General features: G+C 56.1%; 27 protein-coding genes and 1 tRNA gene. 7 read left to right on the top strand and 21 right to left on the bottom strand.

The features are described 5' to 3' along the window. Positions 1-9: 9 nt before the first annotated feature. Positions 10-399: a DUF2147 domain-containing protein gene (locus ACXJGX_RS10865; protein WP_474781491.1), complete on the bottom strand. Its 390-nt coding sequence runs from the start codon at positions 397-399 to the stop codon at positions 10-12. Positions 400-537: 138 nt separating this feature from the next. Here ACXJGX_RS10865 and hisA point away from each other — a divergent pair, with 138 nt between their 5' ends. The 4 genes from hisA (at position 538) to ACXJGX_RS10845 (ending at position 2,917) form a co-directional block, all read left to right on the top strand. Beyond that, positions 538-1,260 (top strand): 1-(5-phosphoribosyl)-5-[(5-phosphoribosylamino)methylideneamino]imidazole-4-carboxamide isomerase, encoded by a 723-nt coding sequence (hisA, locus tag ACXJGX_RS10860; RefSeq protein WP_474781489.1) that lies wholly within the window; start codon positions 538-540, stop codon positions 1,258-1,260. 76 nt (positions 1,261-1,336) lie between these two features. Further along, complete coding sequence (locus tag ACXJGX_RS10855) at positions 1,337-1,819, top strand: DUF2867 domain-containing protein (RefSeq protein ID WP_474781487.1); 483 nt, start codon at positions 1,337-1,339, stop codon at positions 1,817-1,819. 34 nt (positions 1,820-1,853) lie between these two features. Beyond that, positions 1,854-2,612, top strand: coding sequence for an imidazole glycerol phosphate synthase subunit HisF (gene hisF, locus ACXJGX_RS10850; protein WP_474781485.1), 759 nt, complete (start codon positions 1,854-1,856; stop codon positions 2,610-2,612). Further along, positions 2,609-2,917: a phosphoribosyl-ATP diphosphatase gene (locus ACXJGX_RS10845; protein WP_474781483.1), complete on the top strand. Its 309-nt coding sequence runs from the start codon at positions 2,609-2,611 to the stop codon at positions 2,915-2,917. Before hisF ends, ACXJGX_RS10845 begins: the two co-directional genes overlap by 4 nt. A gap of 38 nt (positions 2,918-2,955) precedes the next feature. Here the strand turns inward: ACXJGX_RS10845 and ACXJGX_RS10840 are convergent, their stop codons facing one another. Beyond that, the gene (locus tag ACXJGX_RS10840) at positions 2,956-3,375 is read right to left on the bottom strand and encodes a CoA-binding protein (protein WP_474781481.1); all 420 of its coding nucleotides are present in this window, start codon (positions 3,373-3,375) and stop codon (positions 2,956-2,958) included. A 192-nt stretch (positions 3,376-3,567) separates the two neighbouring features. Continuing rightward, positions 3,568-4,344 (bottom strand): 23S rRNA (guanosine(2251)-2'-O)-methyltransferase RlmB, encoded by a 777-nt coding sequence (gene rlmB / locus ACXJGX_RS10835; protein WP_474781479.1) that lies wholly within the window; start codon positions 4,342-4,344, stop codon positions 3,568-3,570. A gap of 132 nt (positions 4,345-4,476) precedes the next feature. Between rlmB and ACXJGX_RS10830 the strand changes: the two genes are divergently transcribed. Next, positions 4,477-4,560: transfer RNA gene (locus ACXJGX_RS10830), tRNA-Tyr, on the top strand. A 301-nt stretch (positions 4,561-4,861) separates the two neighbouring features. Here ACXJGX_RS10830 and ACXJGX_RS10825 read toward each other — a convergent pair. The 4 genes from ACXJGX_RS10825 to ACXJGX_RS10810 all read right to left on the bottom strand — a co-directional run bounded on the left by ACXJGX_RS10825 (position 4,862) and on the right by ACXJGX_RS10810 (position 8,489). Beyond that, positions 4,862-5,410 (bottom strand): YaeQ family protein, encoded by a 549-nt coding sequence (locus tag ACXJGX_RS10825; RefSeq protein ID WP_474781477.1) that lies wholly within the window; start codon positions 5,408-5,410, stop codon positions 4,862-4,864. Positions 5,411-5,538: 128 nt separating this feature from the next. Beyond that, positions 5,539-6,303 carry an ATP-binding cassette domain-containing protein gene (locus ACXJGX_RS10820; protein WP_474781475.1) on the bottom strand — a complete coding sequence of 255 codons (765 nt, stop codon included), beginning with the start codon at positions 6,301-6,303 and terminating at the stop codon, positions 5,539-5,541. Then, positions 6,303-7,370: an ABC transporter permease gene (locus ACXJGX_RS10815; protein WP_474781473.1), complete on the bottom strand. Its 1,068-nt coding sequence runs from the start codon at positions 7,368-7,370 to the stop codon at positions 6,303-6,305. The genes ACXJGX_RS10820 and ACXJGX_RS10815 overlap by 1 nt, the downstream gene beginning before the upstream one ends. Before the next feature lie 99 nt (positions 7,371-7,469). Further along, positions 7,470-8,489, bottom strand: a complete 1,020-nt coding sequence (locus tag ACXJGX_RS10810; RefSeq protein ID WP_474781471.1) for a substrate-binding domain-containing protein — start codon at positions 8,487-8,489, stop codon at positions 7,470-7,472. Between the two features lie 182 nt (positions 8,490-8,671). Here ACXJGX_RS10810 and ACXJGX_RS10805 point away from each other — a divergent pair, with 182 nt between their 5' ends. Further along, positions 8,672-9,871: an ROK family transcriptional regulator gene (locus ACXJGX_RS10805; RefSeq protein ID WP_474781916.1), complete on the top strand. Its 1,200-nt coding sequence runs from the start codon at positions 8,672-8,674 to the stop codon at positions 9,869-9,871. 40 nt (positions 9,872-9,911) lie between these two features. Here ACXJGX_RS10805 and ACXJGX_RS10800 read toward each other — a convergent pair whose 3' ends face one another. The 6 genes from ACXJGX_RS10800 to ACXJGX_RS10775 form a co-directional block, all read right to left on the bottom strand. Beyond that, positions 9,912-10,931: an ABC transporter ATP-binding protein gene (locus ACXJGX_RS10800; protein ID WP_474781469.1), complete on the bottom strand. Its 1,020-nt coding sequence runs from the start codon at positions 10,929-10,931 to the stop codon at positions 9,912-9,914. Then, entirely contained in the window at positions 10,919-12,331 is a 1,413-nt protein-coding gene (locus ACXJGX_RS10795) for a mannitol dehydrogenase family protein (protein ID WP_474781467.1), read from the bottom strand. Before ACXJGX_RS10795 ends, ACXJGX_RS10800 begins: the two co-directional genes overlap by 13 nt. Beyond that, positions 12,331-13,104 carry a helix-turn-helix domain-containing protein gene (locus ACXJGX_RS10790; protein ID WP_474781914.1) on the bottom strand — a complete coding sequence of 258 codons (774 nt, stop codon included), beginning with the start codon at positions 13,102-13,104 and terminating at the stop codon, positions 12,331-12,333. Before ACXJGX_RS10790 ends, ACXJGX_RS10795 begins: the two co-directional genes overlap by 1 nt. Before the next feature lie 145 nt (positions 13,105-13,249). Further along, positions 13,250-14,080 (bottom strand): carbohydrate ABC transporter permease, encoded by an 831-nt coding sequence (locus ACXJGX_RS10785; protein ID WP_474781465.1) that lies wholly within the window; start codon positions 14,078-14,080, stop codon positions 13,250-13,252. Between the two features lie 2 nt (positions 14,081-14,082). Continuing rightward, the gene (locus tag ACXJGX_RS10780) at positions 14,083-14,943 is read right to left on the bottom strand and encodes a carbohydrate ABC transporter permease (RefSeq protein WP_474781463.1); all 861 of its coding nucleotides are present in this window, start codon (positions 14,941-14,943) and stop codon (positions 14,083-14,085) included. A 69-nt stretch (positions 14,944-15,012) separates the two neighbouring features. Beyond that, a complete protein-coding gene (locus ACXJGX_RS10775; RefSeq protein ID WP_474781461.1) occupies positions 15,013-16,320 on the bottom strand; it encodes an ABC transporter substrate-binding protein in 1,308 nt (435 codons plus the stop codon). 295 nt (positions 16,321-16,615) lie between these two features. Here ACXJGX_RS10775 and ACXJGX_RS10770 point away from each other — a divergent pair, with 295 nt between their 5' ends. Further along, positions 16,616-17,617, top strand: coding sequence for a hypothetical protein (locus ACXJGX_RS10770; protein WP_474781459.1), 1,002 nt, complete (start codon positions 16,616-16,618; stop codon positions 17,615-17,617). Positions 17,618-18,102: 485 nt separating this feature from the next. On the opposite strand, the gene ACXJGX_RS10765 is transcribed toward ACXJGX_RS10770, so the two are convergent. From ACXJGX_RS10765 to ACXJGX_RS10730, 8 genes are all read right to left on the bottom strand, one after another. After that, the gene (locus tag ACXJGX_RS10765) at positions 18,103-18,462 is read right to left on the bottom strand and encodes a copper-binding protein (protein ID WP_474781457.1); all 360 of its coding nucleotides are present in this window, start codon (positions 18,460-18,462) and stop codon (positions 18,103-18,105) included. Between the two features lie 48 nt (positions 18,463-18,510). Next, on the bottom strand, positions 18,511-21,702 hold the full coding sequence (locus ACXJGX_RS10760; protein WP_474781455.1) for an efflux RND transporter permease subunit: 3,192 nt from the start codon (positions 21,700-21,702) through the stop codon (positions 18,511-18,513). Further along, positions 21,699-23,924, bottom strand: a complete 2,226-nt coding sequence (locus tag ACXJGX_RS10755) for an efflux RND transporter periplasmic adaptor subunit (RefSeq protein ID WP_474781453.1) — start codon at positions 23,922-23,924, stop codon at positions 21,699-21,701. Before ACXJGX_RS10755 ends, ACXJGX_RS10760 begins: the two co-directional genes overlap by 4 nt. Before the next feature lie 93 nt (positions 23,925-24,017). Beyond that, complete coding sequence (locus ACXJGX_RS10750) at positions 24,018-24,284, bottom strand: hypothetical protein (protein WP_474781451.1); 267 nt, start codon at positions 24,282-24,284, stop codon at positions 24,018-24,020. Between the two features lie 188 nt (positions 24,285-24,472). After that, positions 24,473-25,321: a copper resistance D family protein gene (locus ACXJGX_RS10745; protein ID WP_474781449.1), complete on the bottom strand. Its 849-nt coding sequence runs from the start codon at positions 25,319-25,321 to the stop codon at positions 24,473-24,475. 2 nt (positions 25,322-25,323) lie between these two features. Beyond that, on the bottom strand, positions 25,324-25,665 hold the full coding sequence (locus ACXJGX_RS10740) for a copper resistance CopC family protein (protein ID WP_474781447.1): 342 nt from the start codon (positions 25,663-25,665) through the stop codon (positions 25,324-25,326). 34 nt (positions 25,666-25,699) lie between these two features. Next, entirely contained in the window at positions 25,700-26,134 is a 435-nt protein-coding gene (locus ACXJGX_RS10735; RefSeq protein WP_474781445.1) for a c-type cytochrome, read from the bottom strand. 207 nt (positions 26,135-26,341) lie between these two features. Continuing rightward, complete coding sequence (locus tag ACXJGX_RS10730; RefSeq protein WP_474781443.1) at positions 26,342-26,758, bottom strand: VOC family protein; 417 nt, start codon at positions 26,756-26,758, stop codon at positions 26,342-26,344. Between the last annotated feature and the right edge of the window lie 15 nt (positions 26,759-26,773).

Here is a 26,773-nt window from a genome sequence, read left to right as displayed (position 1 = left end):
GCGAAATCCTTAGTTGATCCGCGCCCAGTTCTGGCTGGCACAGAACAGCCCGCCCGCAACGCAACCGCGCAAGCGCAGCGCATTGCCTGCAACATCCATCTTACCGATATAGATTTTGTCATTGGACGGACGCCACACCTGACCTTCGTAGGAACCATCGCCTAAAGGCACCATATCAATCACAATCTGACGACCCACATTCGGGGACTGGTATTCGCCGGTTTCGTTAAATGACCGAGTGATTGTACCACATACAGCAGCGCCACACGGGGCCATTGTGATGTGGGCATACGCACCGTCGTCGACTTCGGTCTGCCAGACACCCAGCGCCGCATCTTGCGCCGCAGCCGCACCTGCAAATCCACACGCCATTATCCCTGCAATAATCCAAGTCTTCATTTTGTACTCCTCCCTGAGTCTGGTCGGATCATGCCAATGATCTGCGATTCCGATCAAGCATGACGTTAGGTTGCGTGGCGCGTTGCAATTTGGTGACCGCCATGCATAAACGCGCCAACACATACGAAAGGCGCCCCTATGATCCTCTATCCCGCGATCGACCTCAAAGACGGAAACGCCGTGCGGCTGGTGCACGGGGACATGGATCAGACAACGGTCTTCAATGATGACCCCGCCGCCCAAGCCCGTGCTTTTGTAGATGCGGGGTGTGAATGGCTGCACTTGGTTGATCTGAACGGGGCTTTTGCAGGCGAACCTGTGAATGCCGCCCCCGTCGAAGCCATCCTTAAGGCTTGTCCGGTCCCTGCCCAATTGGGCGGCGGCATCCGCGATATGGCGACGATTGAACGCTGGCTGGACAAAGGGCTGGCGCGGGTGATTTTGGGCACGGTCGCCGTCGAAAACCCGGATCTGGTCCGCGAAGCCGCCCGCGCCTTTCCCGGTCAGGTCGCTGTCGGACTGGATGCGCGCAACGGGCGGGTCGCGACACGCGGTTGGGCCGAAGAAACCGACGTGATGGTGACCGACCTTGCCAAATCGTTCGAAGATGCCGGTATCGCCGCGATCATTTACACAGACATCTTGCGCGATGGCGCGATGAAGGGGCCAAACATTGACGCCACCGCTGCGCTGGCCCGTGCAGTCAATATTCCGGTGATCGCCTCTGGCGGGGTATCGTCAATGGCCGACCTGACCGCATTAAAAGACACCGGCGTGATTTCCGGCGCGATTTCCGGCCGGGCGCTTTATGATGGGGCGATTGATTTGGCGGCGGCGCTTGCCGTGCTCAAAAACGGGTGACCTGCGACATTTGACCATCTTCTGTGATCGCGCGGTCAGGCGTTGACTGCGCGTAAATCATAAGGTGCTGTCGACCATGCCCAAAGTCATCAAAACACCCCTGCCCGCCGCCTCGCAGATTTGGCGATTGTTCCAACAAGGCGATTTTATCGACGGATATGCGGTGCGCAGTACCCTGTCGCCACAAGAGGCCGCGCACATCGGGTTGTCGATGCCGGGATGGGCGAATGCCCTGCTTGGGCTGCGCAACGCAATCGTCAAGCCGCTGGGGCTGAAAACGGAAGCCGCTGACACCGGCGACGATGCGATCTTTCCGGTGCAGTACGCGGATGACACCGAATATGTCATCGGCACGGATGACCACCATCTTAACTTTCGGATTTCGCTGATGCGCCTTGGTGAAAATATCCACATGGCAACATGGGTCCACCGCAACAACACGCTGGGACGGATTTACCTTGCGGCGGTGATGCCGTTTCACATCCTGATCGTGCGCAATGCAATGCGCCAGATTGCGGCGGCGTCTGGACCGATTGCATCCGTGGCCCCTGCACAGTAAAGACAAGGCAAACCTTATCTCGCGCGGGCGCCCTATGCTGAAAATACGGATCATCCCCTGTCTGGACGTCGCCGAAGGGCGCACCGTCAAAGGCGTCAACTTTGTTGACCTGATCGACGCGGGCGATCCGGTCGAACAGGCGATTGCCTATAACGCGGCGGGGGCGGATGAATTGGTGTTTCTTGACATCAAGGCGACCCATGAAAACCGCGGCACGATGTTTGATCTGGCGACCCGCACCGCAGAACAGTGTTTTATGCCGCTGACCATCGGTGGCGGTGTGCGCACCCACCATGATGTCCGTGACCTGCTGCTGGCGGGGGCGGATAAGGTCAGCTTTAACTCGGCCGCGGTCGCGAACCCTGATGTGGTCGCTGAAGCCGCGATGCGGTTTGGCAGCCAGTGTATTGTGGTGGCGATTGATGCCAAAACCGTAGCCCCCGGAAAATGGGAGATATTTACCCACGGCGGACGCAAGGCAACGGGCATCGACGCGGTAGAATTTGCGCGCACCGTTGTCGCAAAAGGCGCCGGAGAAATCTTACTAACCTCGATGGACAGGGACGGCACCAAAGCGGGATTTAACCTGCCGCTGACACGTGCCATTTCGGATGCGGTTGATGTGCCCGTCATTGCATCCGGCGGCGTTGGTACGCTGGATCACCTTGTCGAAGGCGTCACCATCGGCGGCGCATCCGCCGTTCTTGCGGCGTCAATTTTCCACTTCGGCACATACACCATCGCGCAGGCCAAATCACACATGGCCGCCGCAGGCATTCCGGTACGGCTATGACACTTGATGACCTTGCAACCTTGATCGCGTCACGCAAAGGCGCCGATCCAGACACCAGTTGGACGGCAAAATTACTGTCCAAAGGCCCGGAAAAATGCGCCGAGAAATTCGGCGAAGAGGCGATCGAAGCGATCATCGAAGCCGTCAAAGGCGACAAAGACAAGCTGACGTCAGAAGCGGCAGACGTGATCTATCACCTGCTGGTGATGCTGACGGCATGTGATGTGCCGCTGGGTGACGTTGTGGCAGAGCTTGCGCGCAGACAAGGCACCTCTGGGATCGCTGAAAAGGCCGCACGCGGCTAGACCCTGTTTTCAAAAGACGCCCGCGTCAGGGGCCGCCCCTACAGGCCAAGGCGGTCTATCTCGATCTTGGGGCAGCGGTCTTGGATCACGTCCACGCCACGGGCTTCGGCCTTTGCCGCGGCCTGTTCATGGGTGACATCAAGCTGCATCCAGATCGTCTGTAGCGCGGGCCAACGCGCAAGCGCGGCATCGACAACGCCCGGAACAGCGTCGCTGGCACGGAATATATCAACCATGTCCACATCATCTGGCACAGCAGCCAAATCCGCACAAACCGTTTCCCCAAAAAGCTGCTGCCCCGCCAATCCGGGGTTTACACCAATCACACGGTAGCCCTTGGCCGTCAAAAATTGGCCGACGCGATGGCTGGGGCGCGACGCGTTGGCAGATGCGCCGACCAAGGCAATGGTTTTTGTCCGGCTCAGAATCGTGTGAAGCGTGTTATCTGCGTAATCCATACGTCATCCTAATCTGACATTCCCCCGAAAAAAAGCGCCCGGAAAAACCGGGCGCAAAGTAAGGAACGAGGGACAGTGATAAGAGGCAGGTCAGTTCCAAGACCACGCCTTCACCAAATAAGTTATGCCTTGCACGCCATAAAGTAAGGGGTGATCAGCGAAATGTGATCACGCGCGATTATCGCCCGCTTATTACCCCTTGGCGGCATACAGTGCGACCGCAGCCGCATTCGACACATTCAGTGACCCGAACGCGGCAGCCGCGTCGATTCGCACCAAGTGGTCGCATGTCTCGCGGGTTTTTTCGCGCAAACCAGGACCTTCGGCGCCCATCACCAATGCGACAGCGCGATCACGCTTGCCTTCAACGGCTGCTTCGATTGTCATCTCGGCCTCGCCATCCAAGCCAAGCACAAGATAACCCATGCGCTGCAACGCCTCGATGGTGTCAGCCAGATTGCGGACCCGCAAATACGGTTGCCGTTCCAGCGCGCCACTGGCCGTTTTGGCCAGCGCACCCGTTTCAGGGGCCGCATGGCGCTGCATCGCGACCACAGCGCGCGCGCCAAACACCTCTGCTGACCGCAAAATCGCGCCGACGTTATGCGGGTCTGTGACGCGGTCCAACAAAACAATCCGCGCCGGTTGCGGGCCGTTACCCAAGGCAATATCTTCAAGCGAACCCCAATCAAGTGGCTTCACCTCAAGCGCCGCACCTTGGTGCACAGACTGCGGATCAAGCGGCGCCGCAAATTTGCGCGGGTCAGAAATTTCGGGCTCGATCCCGCCTTTGGCGACCGCGTCGCCCAACCTTTCAAGCGCGTTGCGCGTAACCACCAGACGCAGTTTTACCCGCGCAGGGTTTTCAAGCGCATCCCGCACCGCATGCAGACCAAACAGCCAAACGGTTTCATTCGCGGCGGCACGCTTGTCTTGCTCTTTCGCAATCACCCAAGTTGGCTTTTTCATCGTTTTGTTCCATTTCTAACGCAGCTTTCCCCCGCCGATACCCGACAAAATCAAAACTGTGAAGCCTTGGCAACAAAACCAGCACTTTTGCGGTTGACGGGGCATGGGGCCACAGGTAATCAGCGCCTCAGTGGGCGACAGGCCGCAAGGTGTGGCAGGAGACTGTAACTCTCTCGCGGAGACGCACGCCTGGTTCGATTCCAGGGTCGCCCACCACTCATCACTATTAACTGCGTTAGACCGCCGATTTTAGGTTTCATTGCGCGTGTGAATTGCGCGATCTGACAACGTCAGTCTGGCGCGGTATCTTTTCCCCGGATCGTTTCCCCAGCGCATGGCGCACTGCGTCTAAAATCATCCGGGCTGCGATGGGCATGTTGAATACAGCAACGGCTTTCGACCGCAACGCGGGTCAAAAGACCCTCGGAACGGCACGAAAGGGTAACAATTCAATTGCGCTAGATGCGTGCGTTGCGACAGCTGACATCAACCGTGACATTTGCACCCTGCGCGACAATTAACGTTCGCTTTTCTTCCATGCGATCGGGGTGACGTAAACGATGCTGTCAGCGATACTTACCATGACCTCGCCGTCCTGAATGTTGACCTGAATTTTCATCGCACGGCTGGCCAGTTTCGCAAGCTCGCCGGTGTCCATCTCTGAAAAATTTGTGACTTGCAGGTTTTCAAATCGGGCGGTGCTGTTTTTGATCTTTTCCCACCACATCTCGGCTGTTCTGCCGCCATAACTGTAGACGATCACCTGATCTGATTTGCCACAGGATTGACGGACAACTTTTTCGCTTGGCAGCCCCAATGCGACCCATAGTTCAAGTTCGCCACTCAGGCTTTTTTGCCAAACGTCTGGTTCGTCGTCCGTGGACAGGCCTTTTGTCATTTCCAGCTGCTCGTGGGCGTTCAGCGCAAAGGCTAGAATACGCACCATGAGCCGCTCGTCCGTTTCTGAGGGATGTTTGGCGACGGTTAATTTATGGGTCTCGTAGTAGTGGCGGTCCATATCGGACACCGAAAGTTCAACTTTATAAATAGTGGCTTTTTGTGCCATAACCTGTCCCAATTTTATAATGATAGGGACGCCTAATACGTATGGCACCTTTGTGAAAGGGCATAAAAAATGCCGCGCGATCCAAGAGCGCGCGGCGTTACTGGTTATTGCGGGCACAGGCCACCACACTACACCGCAGGTGCTTCCTTTGCGCCGGTCATAAACGCCACAGCGTCAGACATCGTGTAGTCTTTTGGATCAATGACACACAGGCGTTTTCCCAAACGGTGAACGTGAATGCGATCGGCGACCTCGAAGACATGCGGCATGTTGTGACTGATCAAGATGATCGGGATACCGCGCGAGCGCACATCAAGGATCAGCTCCAACACCCGCCGGGATTCTTTGACGCCCAACGCAGCCGTTGGTTCATCCAGAATAATAACCTTGGACCCAAAAGTCGCAGCGCGCGCCACGGCGACACCTTGGCGTTGCCCACCCGACAAGGTTTCGACGGCCTGATTTATGTTCTGAATTGTCATTAGGCCCAATTCAGTCAGCTTATCGCGTGCCATTTGTTCCATCCGGGGACGGTCCAGTTGACGAAGCCACGTACCGCGAAAGCCCGGTTTACGCAGCTCGCGGCCCATAAACATATTGTCTGCAATCGACAAAGCGGGCGACATCGCAAGGGTTTGATAGACGGTTTCAATCCCCTCCTTGCGGGCGTCTGTAGGGGATGTGAAGTTCACCTTGCGGCCTTCTAACGTCACCTCGCCTGCGTCAGGTACAACCGCGCCGGAAATAGCTTTGATGAGGGAGGACTTTCCGGCGCCGTTGTCCCCGATCACGGCGAGGATTTCGCCGGGATAGAGATCAAAGTCACAATGATCGAGCGCGGTGACTTTGCCATAACGTTTGACCAGTCCGCGGCCTTTGAGAATGGGTTCCATTACGCTGACACCTTTCTGATCCACTGGTCCACGGCAACCGCCGCAATGATAAGCACGCCAATCAAAAGATAGGTCCACTGTGCATCTGCACCTGCAAGCCGCAGACCCAATGTAAAGACACCGACGATCAGCGCCCCAAACAGCGCCCCGAGGATCGACCCACGACCCCCGAACAAAGAGATACCGCCGATCACCACAGCTGTGATTGATTCAATATTGGCAAGCTGTCCTGACGTCGGCGACACTGACCCGATCCGGCCAATCAAAGCCCAGCCCGCAAACGCGCAAATCAACCCCGATAACATGTAAACAGAAATCAGCGTCCGGCGTACGTTCACGCCCGATAGTTGCGCCGCATCTGGGTCATCACCCACGGCATAGACGTGCCGCCCCCATGCTGTTTGTTTCAGCACGTAAGACAAAAACAACATCAGCAGCACCATAAAGATCACGCCGCCCGTCAGGACTGCACCGCCGACTTCGAACTTGGTTGCAAAAATTTGCAAAAGTGGTGCGTTTACTTCGATCTCTTGTGCGCGGATTGTTTCGTTTGCGGAGTACAAAAAGTTGCTTGCGAGCACGATTTGCCACATGCCAAGCGTCACAATAAACGGAGGCAGCTTCATCACGGCAATCAACCAACCGTTGATGTAGCCGCAGACCACCCCTGTGAGCAGGCCGAACACGACCGCAACCTCGGCCGGCAGCCCGTAGCGGAAGGTAAATTGCCCCATGACAACAGATGACAGCACCATGATCGCACCGACGGACAGGTCGATACCGGCTGTCAGGATCACCAAACTTTGGGCGGCAGCCACGATACCCACGATCTGAACCTGTTGCAGGATCAGTGTCAGCGCAAATGGAGAAAAGAATTTCGACCCCAGCAGCAAACCAAATACAACAATGGAGGCCAGCAAAACAAAAAGCGGCACCAAGGCTGGATTCACGTGCAGCGCGTGCTGTAATCTTCCAACGAAACCTTTGTTTGCGGTGGTAAACTCCGCCACAGTCTCGGCACCTCTTGCCTTGACCACGGCTTCAAAATTGTCAGTGTCGCCCGACATTGCGACCTCCCCCTTCTGTAAATGGATGTTTGACTTGCTGTAATTGAAACCCAAGGGCAAGCGTCTGCCTGCCCTTGGGGACGTTAAGTCAAACCAGGTTTAGCCCCAGCACAGGTCCGTGCCTTCGGCGACAGAAATGCTGTCAACGCCATCTGCTGGCTGATCCGTGACCAAAGCAACACCGGTGTCAAAGAAGTTTTTGCCGGGTGTGTTTTGTGGCAACGTACCGTCAGCCGCATATTGCGCAATGGCTTCGATCCCTTTGGAGGCCATCAATAACGGGTATTGCTGGGATGTCGCACCGATCACGCCATCAGCGACGTTTTGGATGCCCGGGCAGCCGCCATCGACAGAGACAATCAGCACATCGTTTTCACGGCCAATGGATTTCAGCGCCTCATAGGCACCCGCAGCCGCCGGTTCGTTGATGGTGTAAACCACGTTGATTGTCGGATCGACAGCCAACAGGTTCTCCATCGCCTTACGGCCACCTTCTTCGTTGCCCGCGGTCACGTCGTTGCCGACGATACGTGGATCGGTTTCATCGCCCCATTTGTTGGGATCACCCAAGTCAATGCCAAAGCCCTGCAAGAACCCTTGGTCACGCATTACGCCAACAGACGGCTGGCTGACGGCAAGATCAAGCATCGCAATCCGTGCGTTTGCGGCATCATCACCCAGCGAAGCAGCGGCCCACTGGCCGATCAATTCGCCAGCAAGAAAGTTATCTGTTGCAAAAGTCGCGTCAGCGGCGTCGATTGGCTCAAGCGGCGTGTCCAGCGCGATCACCAGCAAACCGGCTTCGCGGGCCTGGGTAACCGCACCGACGATGGACGATGTATCAGACGCAGTGATCAAGATACCTGACGCGCCGTCGGCGATGCAGGTTTCGATTGCCGCTACTTGGGTTTCATGGTCGCCATCGACCTTACCCGCATAGGACCGCAACGTGATCCCTGCAGCTTCGGCAGCGGCTTCGGCGCCTTCGCGCATCTTAACGAAAAATGGGTTTGTGTCCGTTTTGGTGATCAGGCACGCAGATGTGCCGTGACCGGCAGCCATTGCGCCACCCGCAGATGTGATGACAGCAAGCGCAGTACCGATAAGCAGTTTTTTCATGTTTTCCTCCCAGAAATGTCATGATGACGGGGTGACCCCCTGTTGTGACCTCCCCCCGCAATGCGAAGCGAATAAGGACAAACAACGCGATTCGGGGGCACCTGTCAATTAATTAGTTAACTTTCTTTATTAATTAAAATGGTGTATTCCACATGGCGGGAGAGCCATTTATGAAGGCTGGGATGGAGCATTCGGTCATACGATCAATCAGCGCAGGCCTGAGTCAAAAGGGTGTGCGTAACCACAACGAACGGCTTTTGCTGTCGTTGCTGCAACGTCATGGCGATATGCCCGGCAGCGATTTGGCGAAACTGTCGGCGCTGTCGGCACCGACCGTATCAACGATCCTGAAGCGTTTGGAAACAGACGGTCTGCTGGAACGCGGCGCACCAATGCGCGGCAAGGTTGGCAAACCATCTGTCCCGATGCGCCTGTCGCCTGACGGTGTCCTGTCCTTTGGCCTTAAGATCGGAAGACGGTCGGCAGATCTATTATTGATGGATTTCACTGGCAAAGTCCGCGCCCAACGGCACAGGAGCTATGCCTTCCCGACCCCATCTGACGTCTTTTCGTTTTTGGCCGACGGCATGACTGAAATTGTGGGCGCGCTTCCACCCGATATCGCAAAGCGCATTTGCGGTTTAGGTGTCGCAGCCCCGTTCGAGATGTGGAACTGGCACGACCAGATCGGCGCGCCACCGCCAGCGTTTACATCGTGGAAAGACATCGACATTCGCGGGGAAATCGCACGTTTTAGCGCGCTGCCCGTCTCACTTATGAACGATGCCACTGCTGCGTGTCAGGCCGAACATGTTTATGGGCGCGGCAAGGCATTCACCGACTACGCCTACTTTTTTTTGGGCGCCTTTATTGGTGGTGGGATCGTTCTAAATCATTCAGTGGTCGAAGGGCGCCAAGGCAACGCCGGCGCACTTGGGTCGTTGCGCAGCATCGGGCCACATGGTGAAAGCAAACAACTGGTTGATATGGCTTCGATCCACTTGCTCGAGGCGCGCTTGCAAGAGGTCGATATTGACCCGGCAATGATCTGGGACATGCCGCAAGACTGGTCCAGCATCAGCCGCTATGTCGAACCATGGTTGGGTCAGACCGCGCAGGAATTAGCCAGAGCCAGCCTGTCCACATGTGCCGTTTTCGACTTTGAAGCGATTTTGATTGATGGCGCATTCCCAGCGGAAATCAGGACCGAATTGGTGGAACGTGTGCGCCGCTATATCGTGAACCAAGACACCCGTGGATTGATCCCACCCGTCATCGAAAGCGGTACAATTGGCGGAAATGCCCGCGCGATTGGCGCGGCGAGCGGCCCGATTTTTTCACAATATTTGCTGAATACAAACGCGGGCCTTGGACAGCTTTGAGGGGCCCGCGGGCCCCTCTGCGTCGGTCAAAAAGTGCTGGTTAAAGCCGGACACCGCTGACCGTATCAAAGCGATGGGTTTTCATAGGGTCAGCTTTGAACGACAGCTTTGCACCAGTCTTTGCTGCACCTGTGCGCTCCATCTTGGCAACAAACCCCGTGCCTTGCGCCGTCGTCAAATGGACCAGCACGTATTCGCCAAGATTTTCGACCAATTCAACGGTGCCGGCCAACCACCCATCACTGTCGCCAGCAGGCACAAGGTGCTCTGGGCGAATGCCGAGCACCTGACCGTCAGCCAATTCGACGTTCGCATTATTCACATCTGCGACCTCGAAAAAGTTCATTTTTGGACTGCCGATGAACTGTGCCACAAACATGTTATCGGGGCGGTCATAAAGATCGGTCGGCGACCCGACCTGTTCGATGCGACCATCGCGCAGCACGACAATTTTATTGGCCAGCGTCATTGCTTCGACCTGATCATGGGTCACGTAGATCATCGTTGACCCAAGGCGTTCGTGCAGTTTTGAAATTTCGATCCGGGTTTGGACCCGCAAGGCAGCGTCAAGGTTCGACAGCGGTTCGTCGAACAAAAACACCTTTGGATCACGGACAATCGCGCGACCAATGGCCACCCGCTGCCGCTGCCCGCCGGACAGGTTGCGCGGGCTGCGTTCCAGATAGTCGGTGATTTGCAGAACCTCGGCGGCGGCTTTGACGCGGCGGTCAATTTCGGCCTCTGGCGTTTTCACCTGCTGCAAGCCAAACGCCATATTTTTATAGACGGTCATATGCGGATAAAGCGCGTAAGTCTGGAACACCATGGCCACTTCGCGCTTGGAAGGTGCTACATCATTGACGACCTTATCGTCGATGGCGACAGTCCCGCTGCTAATCTCTTCAAGGCCGGCAATCATCCGTAGCAGCGTGGATTTTCCGCAGCCCGACGGACCGACGAACACCACAAATTCACCGTCTTGGATATCCAGATCAATCCCGTGCATGACCTGCACCGAACCATAGGATTTGCGAACGTCACGAATTGTCAAACTGGCCATGATTGCTCCATGTCTTTGAGGGCCGCACGCAAGGTGTCAGCGAATGCAGGATAGGCAGTGGGAAGATCACCCCAAAGCTGTTGTGAGGTCACAAAATCATCGGACCCCAGCAGGGATTTCAGTGAGTCCCAACTGGGTTCGAGGTAGGAAAACGGGATTTTTCCGGCGGCGACATGCTGTGCAAAGACGTACCAGCTTGCGATGCTGCGGATGCCGTGGTGCGGCATGATGCCTTGTTGCAGGCATCCTTCCAGAGTTGGGCGTATAAAGATCGGGAATTTGGCCATGCCGTCTGCGCTGATGCGTGCGACGGTGTCGGCTATGGCTGCATTTTTAAAACGTGCCGCGATCGCGTCCAGATAATCGGCCTTGGAAAACGGCAAATCGATTGTGAGGGCGGGCAATACCTCTTGGGTTTCATATTGCCAGAAATGGTCAAACAGCGCGGGGACGCGCATCGCCTGATCAAATGTCACGATCCCGTTCAGCGCCGCCAGATACGCAAGACACGTATGCCCCCCGTTCAGGACGCGAATTTTTGTTTCCTCGTACGGGTCGACGTTGTCGGTTATCGTCACACCCACTGCGTCAAGTTGCGGCATCGGTCCGGCAAAGCTGTCCTGAAGCACCCATTGCACAAATGCCTCGGCGGCGATGGGTTGCGTGACAGGCACGCCGACGACCGCCGACAGTTCTGCCGCAAGCTCTGGCGTAGAGCGTGGTGTGATCCGATCCACCATCGAACATGGGAAGGTTACGTTTTGCGCGACCCACCCCGCGAGCGCATTTTCACCCGTCAAAGCCAGATAGGCTGCAAAGTTCGCCTTTAGCATTTTGCCGTTTTGGCGGATGTTGTCGCAGCAGCAGATCGTGAGGGGGTGCGCACCCGCCGCCATACGTTGCGTCAGCGCCGCACGCAGATATGCATAGACGCTTGTCGCGGCCCCACCGCCGATTTCCTGTGCGATCACAGCGTCAGTGGCTGACAGCGCGCCGTTCGGATCGGTGTAATACCCGCTTTCTGTCACGGTGATCGTGACCATGTGAACGCTGGGCCGCGCCAACAGCGCTTCGGCAGAGGATGCGTCTTGCGACCAATCGGCAAAGGCGACATGCGACCGGACGCGGCGCAGCGCCACGTCACCTTCGGGTGTTGTGGATTTCAGCAAATACCCGTTGTCCCACGCGGTGTGTGCGGCAAAAGATGCGGATTCGGCACCGCGCAGGTTCACGGCCGCGATCCCCCAAGCAAGGTCGCCCGTCGTCTGCATATAATCGTCGAGATATTGCGCCTGATGTGCGCGGTGAAACGCGCCAAACCCAAGGTGAACAACCCCAACTGCGCAGGCATCCCGGTCGTAAGTGGTTTCAAAAATCGTGGCATGTGCGGCACGGGTCATCAAGCATGTTCCTTTGCGGGGATGAGATCTTTGCGGGCTTTGTCACGGTAGGACGATGGCGTCATACCTTTGAGCTTTAGAAAGTGCCGGTTGAAATTTGCGAGGTTTTGAAACCCGACTTGATAGCAGATTGCGGCAACCTGTTCGTCGGTCGCATAAAGCATGCCGCAGGCCTGCCCAATGCGAACACCATTCACAAATTCCACAAAACGGTGGCCTGTGGTGGCCTGAAAATTGCGCCGGAATGTCGCCTCGGTCATGCCTGCCATTTCAGCGGCAGATTCCACCGAAAATTCGTCCGAAAAATTCTGTACAATGTGATCGACCACGTCACAGATTTTGATCTGCGCTTTGCTGCGTTTTGCGTGGTCGATCTTTTGGATCGACATTGTCTCTGTGTCCGCGTGGTCGGCCAGAATCGTCATAAAATCAAGGAACTCAATGATGCGCGTCGGGCCAGACCCGTCGCGTAGGGACGCCAACCGCGCTATGGCGTCGTCCATCGGATATCCGTTGAATTTTATCCCGCATTGCGACCGGTTGATCAGGTGTTGGGTTGGCTCAAACTCGGGGAACGCACTGACCAGCGCGCCGACCCGTTCGTGATCAAACTGGATCACCATGTCGCGTTTGGCCACGGGTTCGGTCCACACCTCGTCCGTGATCCAGTTATGTGGCAAATGCGGGCCAATCAGGAACAAATCGCCCGGCGCAAAGTCTCCGATATAGTCGCCAACATAGCTGCGCCCGGTCGTGGTCATAATCAGATGCAATTCGCATTCCTTGTGCGCATGCCAGCGACACAGCGGGTCCGGCCAGCCATGTTCAAGATAGCGCAGGCTTTCCGGGCTGTTCTGAAGCACCTCCAATTCGGGTAGGATTATGGACATGAAACCGCCCCGGTCACTTGGCGCTGGATCATTTTACCGCCCCAAATGTCAGCCCTTGCACCAGCTGTTTTTGTGCCAGCCAGCCAAAAACCACAATCGGCGCGCAGGCCAGCGTCGATACCGCGGATACCTTGGCCCAGAACAGACCTTCGGGGGCTTGGAAAGATGCAACAAAAGACGTCAGTGTCGTCGCGTCGGTCGTTGTCAGGACAATCGACCAAAACGCCTCGTTCCAACACAAGATGATCGACAAAAGCGCTGTTGACGCGATCCCGCCCCAAGCCAGCGGCATAACGATGCGCCGGATTTCGTTAAACGTTGATGTGCCGTCCATCCGCGATGCCTCCAAAATTTCTTTGGGGATTTCACGGAAGTAGTTGAACAGGATCAGCATCACGATCGGCAGGTTCATCATGGCATATATGATAACCAACAGGCCCTTGGTGTCGTACAGACCAGTTGACTGCGCCAAAAAGTAGATCGGCATCAGCACACCCACTGCAGGCAGCATTTTAGTCGATAGCATCCACATCAAAATGTCTTTGGTCCAGCGCCCGGTGTTAAAGGCCATCGAATAGGCCGCGGGGATCGCGATAAGCAGCGCCAGCGCCGTCCCCCCAAAAGCCGTGATGACAGAGTTCAATGCGAATTTGCCATAGTTGGTCCGCGACTGAATTTCCGTATAGTTTTCCAGCGTGGGTTCAAAGAACAGCAGCGGCGGCACCGCAATCGCCTGCCCTTCGGTTTTAAAGCTGGTCAGAACCATCCAGAAAATTGGAAAGAAGAACAGGCATGCCACGATCCAGGCAACAATGACTGCAATTCGGTTTTTCAGGTGTGCGCGTTGTTTATCAGTCATGTTTACACCGTCAGCGTTTTGCCAACCGCACGGATCAAAAAGATCGCAACGATATTGGCAAGAATGATTGCAAAGACACCACCGGCAGAGGCCACGCCCACATCAAAGGCTTGCTGCGATTGGATATAGATCAGGTAGGTCAGGTTTGTAGACTGCACGCCCGGTCCACCGCTTGTGGTGACAAAAATCTCGGCGAAGATAGCAAGGTGAAAGATCATCTGGATCAGGATCACGATCGCAATCGGGCGCGCCAGATGCGGCAGCGTCAGGTGAAAGAACTGTGCCCAAAAGCCAGCACCGTCCAAGGTGGCGGCTTCTTTTTGCTCTTGGTCTTGCGACTGCAAAGAGGTCATGAAAATCAGGATGGCAAAGGGCGTCCACTGCCAACTGACCATCACAATAATCGACAAAAGCGGCATATCTTGCAGCCATTCGACCGGCGTGGCGCCAATCGCGCGCGCGAAGGCGGCGAACAGACCGTTGTTGGGGTCCATCAGCATGTTTTTCCAGATCAACGCCGACACAGTTGGCATGATAAAGAACGGGGAAATCAACATAACCCTTACGATCCCGCGGCCCTTGAACGGGCGGTCAATGAGCAGGGCAATCGCAAGCCCCAAGATGACCGTGATCGCCAGGATTGACCCGACAAGGATCAATGTGTTCAGCAAAGCCGGGAAAAAAGACGGATCGGTCCAAAAGAACTTGTAGTTGGACAACCCGATAAAACCTGACCGCTCTGGGTACAGAAGGTTATAGCGGATGGTCGAAAAATAGACCGTCATCGAAAGCGGCACGATCATCCATAAAAACAGGAGAAAAATGCTTGGCGCTTGAAGCCATTTGGCAAGTGTGGGGTTCATGACCGAATTCCCTGCTGAACGGGTGAAATCGGGGGCGGCAATTGCGGCCGCCCCCAACCGGGAGGAAACTTAGTAATAGCCGGCTTTGCGCATTTCGCGGTCGGCAGCTTCTTGCGACGCAGCAAGCGCCTCCTCGACTGTGGTGTCACCAGCCAATGCAGCGGTCATTTGCTGGCCAACAGCCGTACCGATCGCTTGGAACTCTGGGATCGCCGCGAACTGCACACCAACATAAGGTGATGGGTTCAACGTTGAATCCTCGGGGTTCGCCGACAAGATCGCTTTCAGCTCGGCCTCTGCAAAAACAGCTGCGGCTTGGAAGTTTTCGTTGTCGTATGTCGACTGACGCGTCCCTGTCGGAACAGCGGCCCACCCGTTGGTTTCCGCAACAAGTTCGATATACTCTTTCGACGTCGCCCATTCGATGAACTTTTGGGCATCTTCGGCTTGGTTGGTGCCCGCAGGGATCGCCAGCGACCAAGCCCAGAGCCAGTTTGCGCCTTTTGTCGTGACTTGCTGTGGTGCTTGCGCAAAGGCGATCGTATCAGCAACTTGTGATTGTGCTGGATCGCTCACGAAGGACGCCGCGATTGTCGCGTCAATCCACATACCGCACTTGCCTTCGTTCATCAGCGCCAGAATTTCGTTGAAAGAGTTGCCGCTCGAGCCGGGAGGGCCGTAGTTGTTCAGCAGATCAACGTAGAAATTCACAGCAGCGTTCCACTCTGGGCTATCCAAAGCAGGCGTCCAGTCCTCGTTGAACCACTGCGCACCAAAGCTGTTCGCCATCGTGGTGATGAACGCCATGTTGTCGCCCCAACCCGGCTTGCCGCGCAAACAGATCCCGTACACGCCGGCGTCTTTGTCGGTCATCGCGGCTGCGGCTTCTTCAACTTTCGCCCATGTCGGATTGTCTTCCAACGTGATGCCCGCGGCATCCAGCAAATCCTTACGGTACATGATCATCGAAGATTCACCATAGAACGGTGCCGCGTACAATGTGCCGTCATGGCTTAGGCCATTGCGCATTGCAGGCAGGATGTCGTCGACATCATAGGCCTCTGAAAAATCCAGCGCTTGCAGCCAGCCGCGTTCGCCCCAGATCGGTGCCTCGTACATACCGATTGTCATGATGTCGAACTGGCCACCTTTGGTGGTGATGTCGGTGGTGACGCGGCTACGCAATGTGCCTTCGTCCAAAGTGACCCAGTTTACGGTGATGCCGGGGTTCGCCGCCTCAAACGCAGGGGTCAGCTTTTGCATTTCAATCATATGACCGTTATTCACAGTCGCAATCGTCAGCTCGCCAGCGATCGCCATTGACGCGCCTGCGACGCCAAGGGTGAGCCCCAGCGCAGTATTCCGAAGATGTTTCATATTTTCCTCCCAAAAAACGACGGGCCGCTCTTGCAGGCCGTTTACCGAGATTGAACGAAACCCGGATCACAATCCTATACGTTTTGCACAAGTTGCTATACTAAAAGTACGCGATTGACGCGAAATCCACGAATTATTGCACGTAAAGTATGACCCTCGCAGATGCAGCATCGTTTTCTAACATTTAGTGCGCAGCCGCAGCATGACCTTGTGCGGTCAACAACGGCCATCTTGGTTGCGCGGATGTGGTGCAACGGTATAGGAAAACACAGACCTTATTGCAGATGGACCCCTCATGCCGCCCGCCGCAACACCACCCGCCTCGTTCAACATTCTGATCGTCGGACAGGCCGGGCGGCTGGAATATGAGGCCGTTCTTTTCACGGCGTCGTTGCGGCGCGCCTGCCCGAATTTTGCGGGCAAACTGATCGTTGCCGAACCGCAGCCCGGCCCGAAATGGGAGGGTGATCCGCGGATATCCGGTGGCATTCGGACCGCGCTCATTGAGATGGGCGCAGAGGTGCGCGGTTTTGATACCGTGCATTTCGGCAAAGACTATCCCTACGGCAACAAGATCGAAGCGCTGAAGGTTATGCCTGCCGCAGAGCCGTTTGTTTTCTTTGATACCGACACCATTATAACGGGTGATATCACCCACATACCTTTTGATTTCTCGCGCCCGTCGGCGTCGATGCAACGCACAGGGACTTGGCCAGTCGAAGAGCTGTACTGGCCGGGATATACCGCCATTTGGCGGTCACTTTACGACCGGTTCGGTCTGGATTTTGACAGCAGCCTTGACCTGTCGCAGCCGGATGAATTTTGGGAACGATACCTTTATTTTAATGCGGGCTGGTTTTACGGGGCAGACCCCGTGGCGTTCGGACAGCGGTTCACGGAATATGCCGTTTCGGTGCGGGATAATCCGCCGCCCGAAATGGTGATCCAGCCTTTGGATCCTTGGCTGGATCAGGTGGTTTTACCGCTGGTGATCCATGCGTTTGGTGGTGGCAGGCCGGGGCCGGAACTGGCGCCTTTGGACGGGGCATCCAGTTGTCATTACCGCGTGTTACCTTTGTTCTACGCCCGCGAAAGCGATGCGGCGGTCGCAGCGCTGGAAGACATCGCCAGCCCGAACAAGGTCAAAAAACTACTGAAGCAATATGAGCCGTTCAAGCGGATGATCTATCAGGGGCGCGGTCAAAAAGTACGGGCCTTGTTCGACCAAAACAACCTGCCCCGCCACGAGCAATCATTGCGCAACAAAATCAAATCAGCCGGATTTTGGATGCGCTAAGGACGGGTGATGCTATGTGCGGAAAACATCGGGCAACCATCTGTTTTAATGCTAAAAAATCTGCGGGATTAGCGTCAAAAATGACGGTGGCAAGACGTCCGACCACTTTCGGCGCCGTGGTGGATCAACGGCGCGGGCGAGGTACGCCTGCGATCAATTGACATCTATGGCGAACGGCGGACTTTGTGGATCGGTAAGTATGCGGGAAAAGCGCCATTTTGCTGCGGTTACGCCAACTTTTGGACGGTCCTACGCAACCCAACCCAATGATTTCTTTATGTCACCGCCGATGCCGCATATCCGCGAGCACCTGCGTCACTGACGTGCTGATGGCAATGGTCAAGGGGCGCGTTACTGGACGCATCAACCAGCAATTCAAGAAATCACCCGCATTGCCCCCTTCGCGCCCGAAGCTATGATCGTTGCCGTGATCCGGAATATCATCGCAAATGGCCGGGGCAGTTGCCCGCCCCGGCCAAAGTTATTTATTCGCTGGCCATCAAAGCGCCGACAGCATACATGCCATCAGCATCCTTAACCAACATCATGGTCACGGTATCGCCCACGGCGATCTCGCCCATCATTTCTGCGCCCTCCAAAAGTGGCATGTCCATCGTCATCGCTGGCCAGCCAATTTCGGGGATAGGACCGTGGCTGACATTGACCGTGCCATCGCCCATGGAATTCACCACGGCTTGGGCGTGGACAGCGCCTTCAATCACCTCTTCGCCCATCGCCATGGCGCTGTGGTCCATTGATGAATGGTCCATGGTTTGTGCGAACGCGGTACCTGCCGTCAGGACAATGCTTGCAATGCCTGCAGTAATAATAAGGGGTTTACGCATAGAAATCTCCAGTTCTTGGTTTTGGTTTTGGTTGATGGGCCCCGACGATCAGTCGCCGGGAACCGCATTGGGGTAATTCTCAAGGTGGTGCGACGGGCCTTCCGTCATCTGGCGATTTACGCGTTTGAGCGAGGCGCGTTTCCAGATCACGTAGATTGAAGGGATAACCAGCAGCGTCAAAAGCGTCGCAGTGGCCATACCACCCACCATCGGGGCGGCAATGCGCTGCATGATCTCGGACCCTGTGCCGTGGCCGTACATAATCGGGATCAGACCTGCAAAGATTGTAGCGACCGTCATCACCTTTGGCCTCACCCGCAGCAATGCGCCTTCGAACACAACTTGTTCTACGTCCACAGCCGTCAGGCTACGGCGTTCATCTACAGCCAGTTTCGTGCGCTTTTCCCACGCAAGGTTGAGGTAAAGCAGCATCACAATAGCAGTTTCAACGGCGACACCCGCGAGAGCGATAAATCCGACGAGTACAGCGACCGAAATGTCAAAGCTTAGATACCAGATCAGCCAGACACCGCCCGCAAGTGCGACGGGCAATGCCGCCAGAATGATGGCAACCTCGGTCACGCGACTAAAGGCCATGAACAGCATTAACGTGATGATCAGCAATGTCGCAGGTGCCACAAGCGCCAAACGGTCCTGCATCCGTTCGATATACTCGTACTGGCCTGACCACGTGATCGAATACCCTGGTGGCAGTTCAACCCTTTCAGTGACCAGATCACGCGCTTCGTTCACGTAGCCGCCCAGATCACGGCCTGCGATGTCGATGAACACGAACCCCGTGCGGCGCGCATTTTCAGACCGGATCATGCTGGGGCCATCCACGACATCAATTTGCGCCAAAGTCCCCAAAGGAATGTGCGCACCTGAGGGGGTCACGACGGGCAGATCACGCAATCTCTCGGGGCTGTTGCGCCATTCCTGCGGGTAGCGCAAGTTGATCGGGAACCGTTCTAACCCTTCAACACTTTCAGACACTTGCATACCGCCAATGGCTGTTTGCACGACATCCTGGACGTTCTGCACGCTCATCATATACCGCGCCGCGGTTTCACGATCGACGTTGATCTCGACATAGCGCCCACCAACAGGGCGTTCAGCATAGGCCGATGCCGTTCCAGCGATTGTGGCCACGACCTGTTCAATTTCAATACCGATCGTTTCGATCACAGCCAGATCCTCGCCCGAAATTTTGACGCCCACAGGGGTTTTGATGCCCGTTGCCAACATATCAATCCGGTTCTTGATCGGTTGTATCCAGACGTTGGTTACGCCGGGTATTTGCACGACGCGATCCAGTTCGTCGCGAATGCCCTCCATCGTCATCCCAGGCCGCCATTCGGCTTCGGGGCGCAATTGCACCGTCGTTTCGATCATCGTCAGCGGTGCTGGATCTGTCGCGCTATCTGCACGACCCAGTTTGCCATGAACGGTCAGCACTTCTGGCACCGTGGCGATCAGACGGTCGCTTTGCTGCAACACCTCGCGGGCCTTACCGATGGACACACCGGGATAAAGCGACGGCATATACAGGAAATCGCCCTCGTTCAGTTCGGGCATGAATTCCGTGCCTATGCGTTGTAATGGCCATGCCATAGACACGACCAGCGCGATGGCCAGCGTCGTAGTCGCCCATGGCCATGCAACGGCGGCGTCAAGAAACGGGCGGTATATCCAGATCACCAGCCTGTTCAGCGGGTTCCTATGTTCGGCCATGATACGCCCGCGCACAAAGTAACCCATCAGGACCGGAACCAAAGTAATCGACAAGATTGCAGCAGCGCCCATGGCATACGTTTTGGTAAAGGCCAGCGGTTTGAACAACCGCCCCTCTTGGCTTTCCAGAACGAACACCGGCAAGAAACTAACTGCAATGATGGCCAGCGAAAAGAACAGCGCAGGTCCGACTTCTTCGCAACATTCGGTCACAATCCGCCAGCGGTTTTGAGGCGTGAGCGGTTCCCGTTCAATCCGCCTGTGCATCGATTCAATCATCACAATTGCAGCATCCACCATCGCGCCAATCGCAATCGCGATCCCGCCCAGTGACATGATATTGGCGTTCACACCTTGGAATTTCATGATGATGAAGGCCGCAAATATCCCCAATGGCAGCGACAATACGATGACCAAAGACGACCGGACGTGAAGCAAGAACGCGGCACACACCAGCACGACGACGATGAATTCCTCGGTCAGCTTTTTCTCAAGGTTCTCGATCGCGCGTTCGATCACGCCTGCGCGGTTATAAGTCGTCACAATCTCGACGCCTTCGGGCAGGTTGGGGCGTAATTCTTCAATCCGCGCCTCGACGGCCTTGATTGTGCGCAGTGCGTTTCCACCCCAGCGCAAGATCACGACGCCACCGACAGCATCGCCTTTCCCGTCAAATTCGCCCACACCACGGCGCAATTCAGGGCCAAGTCGGATATCAGCCACATCCCCCAGCGTGATTGCCGCACCGCGCGCGTTCACCATCAACGGCGCGCTTGCAATGTCGGATATTTCATCGACGTAACCGGTTGAGCGGACCATAAATTCGGCCTCGCCCATTTCGATCACGCTGCCACCGGTTTCACGGTTGGCCCCTTTGATCGCATTGCGGATATACTCCAGCGTCAGATCGTAAGCGCGCAGTTTGTTGGGGTCCACAACCACCTGATATTGCTTGACCATGCCGCCAATCGTGGCGACCTCTGACACGCCATCGACCGTCTGTAATTCATATTTCAGAAACCAGTCTTGCAGGGTCCGCAGTTCTGACAGATCGTGGTTTCCCGTTCTGTCGATCAGGGCATATTGATAGATCCAACCCACGCCCGTCGCATCCGGCCCAAGTTCCGGTGACACGCCATCGGGCAGGTTTGCCGAAATCTGGCTTAGATATTCCAGCACACGGGTACGCGCCCAATACAGATCGGTTCCGTCCTCGAACACGACATAGACATAACTGTCGCCGAAGAACGAAAACCCGCGCACGTCCGTGGCCCCCGGCACCGCCAGCATGGCTGTGGTGATCGGATAGGTCACCTGATCCTCGACCACTTGCGGTGCCTGTCCGGCATAGGGTGTTTTGATGATGACCTGCACGTCCGACAGATCGGGAATGGCATCCACAGGCGTTGAACGTATTGCCCAGACACCCGCAATGGCCATCATCATGGCCAGAGCGATGATCAAAAATCGGTTCTTGATCGATCCGCGAATGATGGCAGGGATCATTGGGTCACCTGCTCGGCCGGGGCCTCATAGCCCACCAGCGTGATCGAAAAATCGGGATTGCGGGTCATCAGCAATGACACTTCAACCCCCATTGGCAGGTCCTGCATCTGGACAGATGGCGCTATGTCAAAGTCCATCGTCATGCCGGGCATTCCGATGTCGATCATCGGGCCGTGGCTGATGTTGGCCATGCCGGTCATTGGATCAACCGCGTTAATTGTCCCCGTCACCTTCATCGGAGCCTCTGCCTGCTCGACGCCGGCCAGAACCATCGTCATCCCATCCGGGCGATCAAATGTCAGGGTTGCCTCGCTGCCGGTTTGGAGCGTCATCAGATTGACCGTGTCCGCAATCGCAAAGTCCATCGTCATCCCGGGCATACCGGTTTCAACGATCGGGCCATGCGCGATTGTCGCTGTGCGGGCCTCCAGGTTGATGCTTTCGATTGTACCTGACACGACGATTTGTGCCGCTGCCGTTGCCTCGGGCATGTCATCTATGATCGGGTCATCCATCGACCCTGACATGTCGGTGTCAGACCCCGCATCATTCGCGGGCCGCACCGCGACAATCACAAATATGCCGTCGTCATCTTTGGACAGATCAAATGACACTTGCGCGCCGAGCGGCACAGTTGCCGGATCAAACCCGACAACGGGCATGTCCATCTGCATCGCCGGCCAACCAAGTTCGGGAATGGGATCGTGGCTCATGCTGAGTTTCCCATCGGCGGTGATAGCATCAACCACCCCATTGCCTGTTGCAGCGACGCCGTCGTCTGGCCCGATATCCATCAGGTATAACAAACCGTCCGCACCACGCGCCGCACGAAACGCGACCTGTTGACCGGCCATCAGATTGCCGACCATCACGTCAGCCCTGATCGGGAAATCAGATGTCATCGCAGGCCAGCCAAGGCTGTCCAAGGCATCGTGACGAATGGTTGCCATCCGTGTTTCGGGATTGAATGCCAGCAATTCACCCGCGCCGCGTGCCGGTTCCACATCCGTAGGGGCCATCCGCATGAGGCCCGCGCTCAGCGCACTTTCACTGTCGATCAGGAACTGTGCCGAGGCCACGACCTCTTCGCCGGGGGCCAGACCTTGCACAACTTCTGTGCGTCCGCCTTCGTCGAAATCATCCCGCAAACCTGTGGTAATCAAGCGGGGCGTGAACGTGTCTTCACCGGTTTTCAAGATGACACGTTCCGCACGACCGGTACGAATAATCGCTTCGGTCGGCACCGTAAGGGCCACGCGCGTCTGATTTGGGGTCAACCGCACGGTCCCGAACATATTGGGCTTTAACAGGCCATCGGAATTATCCACGCTCAACCGAACCGGCAATGTCCGCGTCTCAGCGTCCAGTTCGGGGTAAATGTAATCAATCTGTCCCTCAAAAATCCGCCCATTCAGATGTTCGAATTCCACGCGCGCCGTCATGTCGTCGGTCAAGCGTGCGATGTCGCGCTCGAATACATCAACAATCAGCCAGACGGTCGACAGATCAGTGAGCGACACGGCCCGCGTGTTGGGCTGCAAGAACATGCCGTCTGCGGCCTCAAGCGAAATGACGATCCCGTCTTGGGGTGCGAATACCTCTAGATTGCGGGCCATCTGCCGCGTTGTGCCAATTTCGTCAATCTGGGCATCGGACATGCCTTGACTGCGAAGATTACTGCGGGAAATGTCGATGATCCGCTGGTTTCCATTCTCAAGTGCGCGGATGTATTCAGCACTGGCAAGGCCGATCTGCGGAGAGAACATTTCGAACATAATGTCACCCTTGGCGACCGTATCGCCTACGGCCCGCACGGCAAGTTCTTCAATCCAGCCATCAACCCGCGTGTGGACGTGGCTTGTCAGATGCTCGTCATACCCAACAAAGCCAACCGTCTCGATGGACTGCGCGATGTCAGACACCTGCGCAACGGCGGTGCGCACGCCGATGGCGTTGATTTCGGCTGCGGACAGTAGCACGGTGGACGGATCGCCGGTCGGTTCTTCGCCTGCATAAACCGGGATCAGATCCATGCCCATCGGGGATTTTCCCGGTGTGTCGCGGCGAAAATTGGGGTCCATCGGGGCCACCCAATACAAAATATTCTGCCCACCATCGCCGGCCATATCCGATGGGTTCAAATAAAATCGTTCTGCATAAATGCCACCGGCCAATCCGGCACCAAGGGCAAGTATGCTAAGTGCTACATAGCGTCCACTCATGGTCGTCTCCTGTGACCCGCATAACGGGTCTAAATCATGATCAATACAAAGCCGCAGCCGCAGATTTACTGCGCTGTCGGTCCAATAGCGTGATCAGATTTGTTTCGGAGGTTTGCCGAGTTGCGACACGAACGGGCCGTCGACCATCGCGACGTCCATGGTGACCTTATCAACTGCAAGAAGGGTCAAAGCAGACAGTGGCAGCAGTGCATTCAAAGGCGAAAGCGCCTGACAGGCCATCATGTTACAAACACCGGTATGATCCTCAGGGTCAGCGGTGTTGTGTGCCATATCAGCATGATCGCCAAGGCCGTCATGCATCATATGTTCGGATGGCGTAATCGCATCAGTCATGGACATGTGGGACTGTGATACCATTTGCATTGCCTGCAGCATCAAGACCCCGCAAAGCAAGATCAACAGCGAAAACCTCTGGGCTTTCGTGAGCCATGATAGAATATGAAAATTCATTCCAAATCCTTTACCGGTAACACCTAAAACTGCAAGTCAAATAAATGTTGGTCCACGCATCTGCTGAATGCTGCCGCCTATGTCGGCAGCATCATGGTGGACGTGAACGTGGCTGTTACCGCGAAAATGAGCATAATAACCCCCCATTCAACGGTGATTGTTCTGACAAGCGAACGCGCCGCACAGGGATCGCCCCGCTGAAGGCCCGGTATGAACCTCAGCTTGTTTGCGGCTGCCAACCCCAGCAGCACAGCGACCAGCGCAACTTTCAGGATCAGCGCCTGACCGTATTGCGTTTCAACCAACGCCCCGAACGACCCCACGAGGACATACGCCATGTAACCGCCCGCAACGATCAAAACAGGCACCGCAAACGATGCCACGACACCAAATCTGTGCCCAAGGTGCGCGGCGTCTTCATATGTCGCCGGGTCCAAGGCCAACCGCCTAAGCGGCATCAGGACACCAAGCCAAAGCGCGACGGCAAGCAGGTGAAGCGTCAGCGCGATGTTTAACAATGCCATGCTCTTATCGGGCACGTGTCCAACATGGTCAAACGACCAGAGCGCGATGCAACCGCCAATGGCGGCGACCCAAAGCCCGCCGCGCCCCATGAATAACCCTGTCATTAGCAGGCCGAGCCCGGTCAACCGTAGGGCCAATGCCGTGCCAACAGGTGTCGACCAAAGCAAGCCGAGCATCTCGGCGTCGGCCATCCCGCTCGCGTCGCCAGTCAGGCTTGCGCCTCGCAAAGAAAACACCAGCAGCGTTGCCAAAATCCCGAGCCCGCCAAACGCCAGCGCGAACCCACGGTAGCGTTGAAACCGGAACATCAACGCCGCGAACACTGTGCCCGCGGCAGTAAATATCCCAAGATATAGCGCAAATTTCGTGGCGATGGCCGCAACGCCCCAGACATCAGGCATCGCTATTGAACAGTAAAGCTGAAGGATCCGGTCATCGGATGACCGTCAACGCCCAACCCACGCCATTCAATCAGGTAAATACCGTCGTCCTGTTCGGACAGTGGAATGGCATAGTCCGTCATGAACCCGTCGTGTCCGCTCAAATCCAGATCGACGCCATCTGCATCGGCATGGGTCATCGTCACCCGCGTCAGCCGAATATCATTTTTGAAATCAAAGGCTAAGACCTCTGGCACCTGTGCGATGACTGCGTCTGCCGCAGGTGTCGTCGCCTCTAGGGGGGAATGCGCAGCAGCTGCACCCGCCCAAAGGCCGATCAGGCCCGCAAGTATCATCGGTTTCATGGTCATTTCCTGTTTCATGAGAGGCCGCAGTTGATCAATTGATTCCGTTGGCTTGTTGCAGTTCGCGGATGTAGGCCACGATCATTGTAATATCCGCTGTCGTCACGCCCTCGACCGGCGGCATATCACCAAAGGGCCAGTGATGCCCACGCACACCTTGCGCGGCGGCGCGTTGAAAACTGTCGTCGCCGTGGTGGCTTGGTTCATAGATCACGTGAACCAAAGGCGGGGCGACCCCGTCCTGACCTGCCGCGTTCCTGCCGTGGCACGCCGCACATTTGGCTTCAAATCCGTTTTTGCCGACCTGTGCATTTTCTGATAGAACTTGGGGAAGACTTACGTCGACAAGCGCCAGATCATCAATACCAGGTGCTAAAACAGGCGCAGCGACGTCCGTTTGGCGCGGCCAAACGGTGTAACCCACACCGCTGGCAATCAAGATAGCGACAAGCGCAACGACCGGTTTCATAACATTTTTCGCCCTTTTTGTTGGTCAGATACAGGTTCCCGTTAGGGGAAGGTCAAACGTTTTTTTGTCACAGTTCTGATAGCATGCAAATCGCCACAACCACCACCGCACGTTCTGAGGCCACGACACAAACCTCATTGATAGCTTGCTGTCTTAACCACCGCTCGAAGCATCGGGCGCTTTTAGATCATGGTTGACCTTGCACCCTCAACCTTTTGCGAAGACCCCACTTGTTTCGGCGAACCCCTTTACCTCGATCGGGTTTCCAGACGGGTCGCGGAAGAACATGGTCCATTGTTCGCCCGGCTCGCCTTTGAACCGCACCGAAGGGGCGAGGATGAAATCGGTTTGCCGGTCTTCCAGCCGTCCGGCCAGCGCAGTCCATGTGTCCAACGGCAGCACGACACCGAAATGCGGCATTGGCACCATGTGATCGCCAACTTTGCCGGTGGGCGCGTTGGCAAAGGGTTCGCCCAGATGCAGGCTAAGTTGGTGCCCGAAGAAATCAAAGTCGACCCATGTGTCGGTCGACCGCCCCTCTGTCGCGCCCAGCGCGTCGACGTAAAAGTCCCGCGCGGCATCCAGATCAGTTACGTGAAAGGCAAAGTGAAACGGCACCAGCATCGGGTAGTCCTTGTG

This window comes from Yoonia sp. SWMV100, from assembly GCF_056108365.1.
Note: the sequence above shows the minus strand (reverse complement) of the source record. Positions and strands in the feature narration are given on the sequence as shown.

Excerpts from the sequence above, each read along its gene's own strand:
- hisF (WP_474781485.1), top strand. The coding sequence starts at position 1,854 with ATGCTGAAAATACGGATCATCCCCTGTCTGGACGTCGCCGAAGGGCGC.
- ACXJGX_RS10775 (WP_474781461.1), bottom strand. The coding sequence starts at position 16,320 with ATGAAACATCTTCGGAATACTGCGCTGGGGCTCACCCTTGGCGTCGCA.
- ACXJGX_RS10845 (WP_474781483.1), top strand. The coding sequence starts at position 2,609 with ATGACACTTGATGACCTTGCAACCTTGATCGCGTCACGCAAAGGCGCC.
- ACXJGX_RS10805 (WP_474781916.1), top strand. The coding sequence starts at position 8,672 with ATGGAGCATTCGGTCATACGATCAATCAGCGCAGGCCTGAGTCAAAAG.
- hisA (WP_474781489.1), top strand. The coding sequence starts at position 538 with ATGATCCTCTATCCCGCGATCGACCTCAAAGACGGAAACGCCGTGCGG.
- ACXJGX_RS10865 (WP_474781491.1), bottom strand. The coding sequence starts at position 399 with ATGAAGACTTGGATTATTGCAGGGATAATGGCGTGTGGATTTGCAGGT.
- ACXJGX_RS10785 (WP_474781465.1), bottom strand. The coding sequence starts at position 14,080 with ATGACTGATAAACAACGCGCACACCTGAAAAACCGAATTGCAGTCATT.
- ACXJGX_RS10765 (WP_474781457.1), bottom strand. The coding sequence starts at position 18,462 with ATGCGTAAACCCCTTATTATTACTGCAGGCATTGCAAGCATTGTCCTG.
- ACXJGX_RS10760 (WP_474781455.1), bottom strand. The coding sequence starts at position 21,702 with ATGATCCCTGCCATCATTCGCGGATCGATCAAGAACCGATTTTTGATC.
- rlmB (WP_474781479.1), bottom strand. The coding sequence starts at position 4,344 with ATGAAAAAGCCAACTTGGGTGATTGCGAAAGAGCAAGACAAGCGTGCC.
- ACXJGX_RS10825 (WP_474781477.1), bottom strand. The coding sequence starts at position 5,410 with ATGGCACAAAAAGCCACTATTTATAAAGTTGAACTTTCGGTGTCCGAT.
- ACXJGX_RS10820 (WP_474781475.1), bottom strand. The coding sequence starts at position 6,303 with ATGGAACCCATTCTCAAAGGCCGCGGACTGGTCAAACGTTATGGCAAA.
- ACXJGX_RS10815 (WP_474781473.1), bottom strand. The coding sequence starts at position 7,370 with ATGTCGGGCGACACTGACAATTTTGAAGCCGTGGTCAAGGCAAGAGGT.
- ACXJGX_RS10855 (WP_474781487.1), top strand. The coding sequence starts at position 1,337 with ATGCCCAAAGTCATCAAAACACCCCTGCCCGCCGCCTCGCAGATTTGG.
- ACXJGX_RS10770 (WP_474781459.1), top strand. The coding sequence starts at position 16,616 with ATGCCGCCCGCCGCAACACCACCCGCCTCGTTCAACATTCTGATCGTC.
- ACXJGX_RS10755 (WP_474781453.1), bottom strand. The coding sequence starts at position 23,924 with ATGAGTGGACGCTATGTAGCACTTAGCATACTTGCCCTTGGTGCCGGA.
- ACXJGX_RS10840 (WP_474781481.1), bottom strand. The coding sequence starts at position 3,375 with ATGGATTACGCAGATAACACGCTTCACACGATTCTGAGCCGGACAAAA.
- ACXJGX_RS10735 (WP_474781445.1), bottom strand. The coding sequence starts at position 26,134 with ATGAAACCGGTCGTTGCGCTTGTCGCTATCTTGATTGCCAGCGGTGTG.
- ACXJGX_RS10730 (WP_474781443.1), bottom strand. The coding sequence starts at position 26,758 with ATGCTGGTGCCGTTTCACTTTGCCTTTCACGTAACTGATCTGGATGCC.
- ACXJGX_RS10750 (WP_474781451.1), bottom strand. The coding sequence starts at position 24,284 with ATGTCCATGACTGATGCGATTACGCCATCCGAACATATGATGCATGAC.
- ACXJGX_RS10795 (WP_474781467.1), bottom strand. The coding sequence starts at position 12,331 with ATGACCCGTGCCGCACATGCCACGATTTTTGAAACCACTTACGACCGG.
- ACXJGX_RS10780 (WP_474781463.1), bottom strand. The coding sequence starts at position 14,943 with ATGAACCCCACACTTGCCAAATGGCTTCAAGCGCCAAGCATTTTTCTC.
- ACXJGX_RS10800 (WP_474781469.1), bottom strand. The coding sequence starts at position 10,931 with ATGGCCAGTTTGACAATTCGTGACGTTCGCAAATCCTATGGTTCGGTG.
- ACXJGX_RS10810 (WP_474781471.1), bottom strand. The coding sequence starts at position 8,489 with ATGAAAAAACTGCTTATCGGTACTGCGCTTGCTGTCATCACATCTGCG.
- ACXJGX_RS10740 (WP_474781447.1), bottom strand. The coding sequence starts at position 25,665 with ATGAAACCGATGATACTTGCGGGCCTGATCGGCCTTTGGGCGGGTGCA.
- ACXJGX_RS10745 (WP_474781449.1), bottom strand. The coding sequence starts at position 25,321 with ATGCCTGATGTCTGGGGCGTTGCGGCCATCGCCACGAAATTTGCGCTA.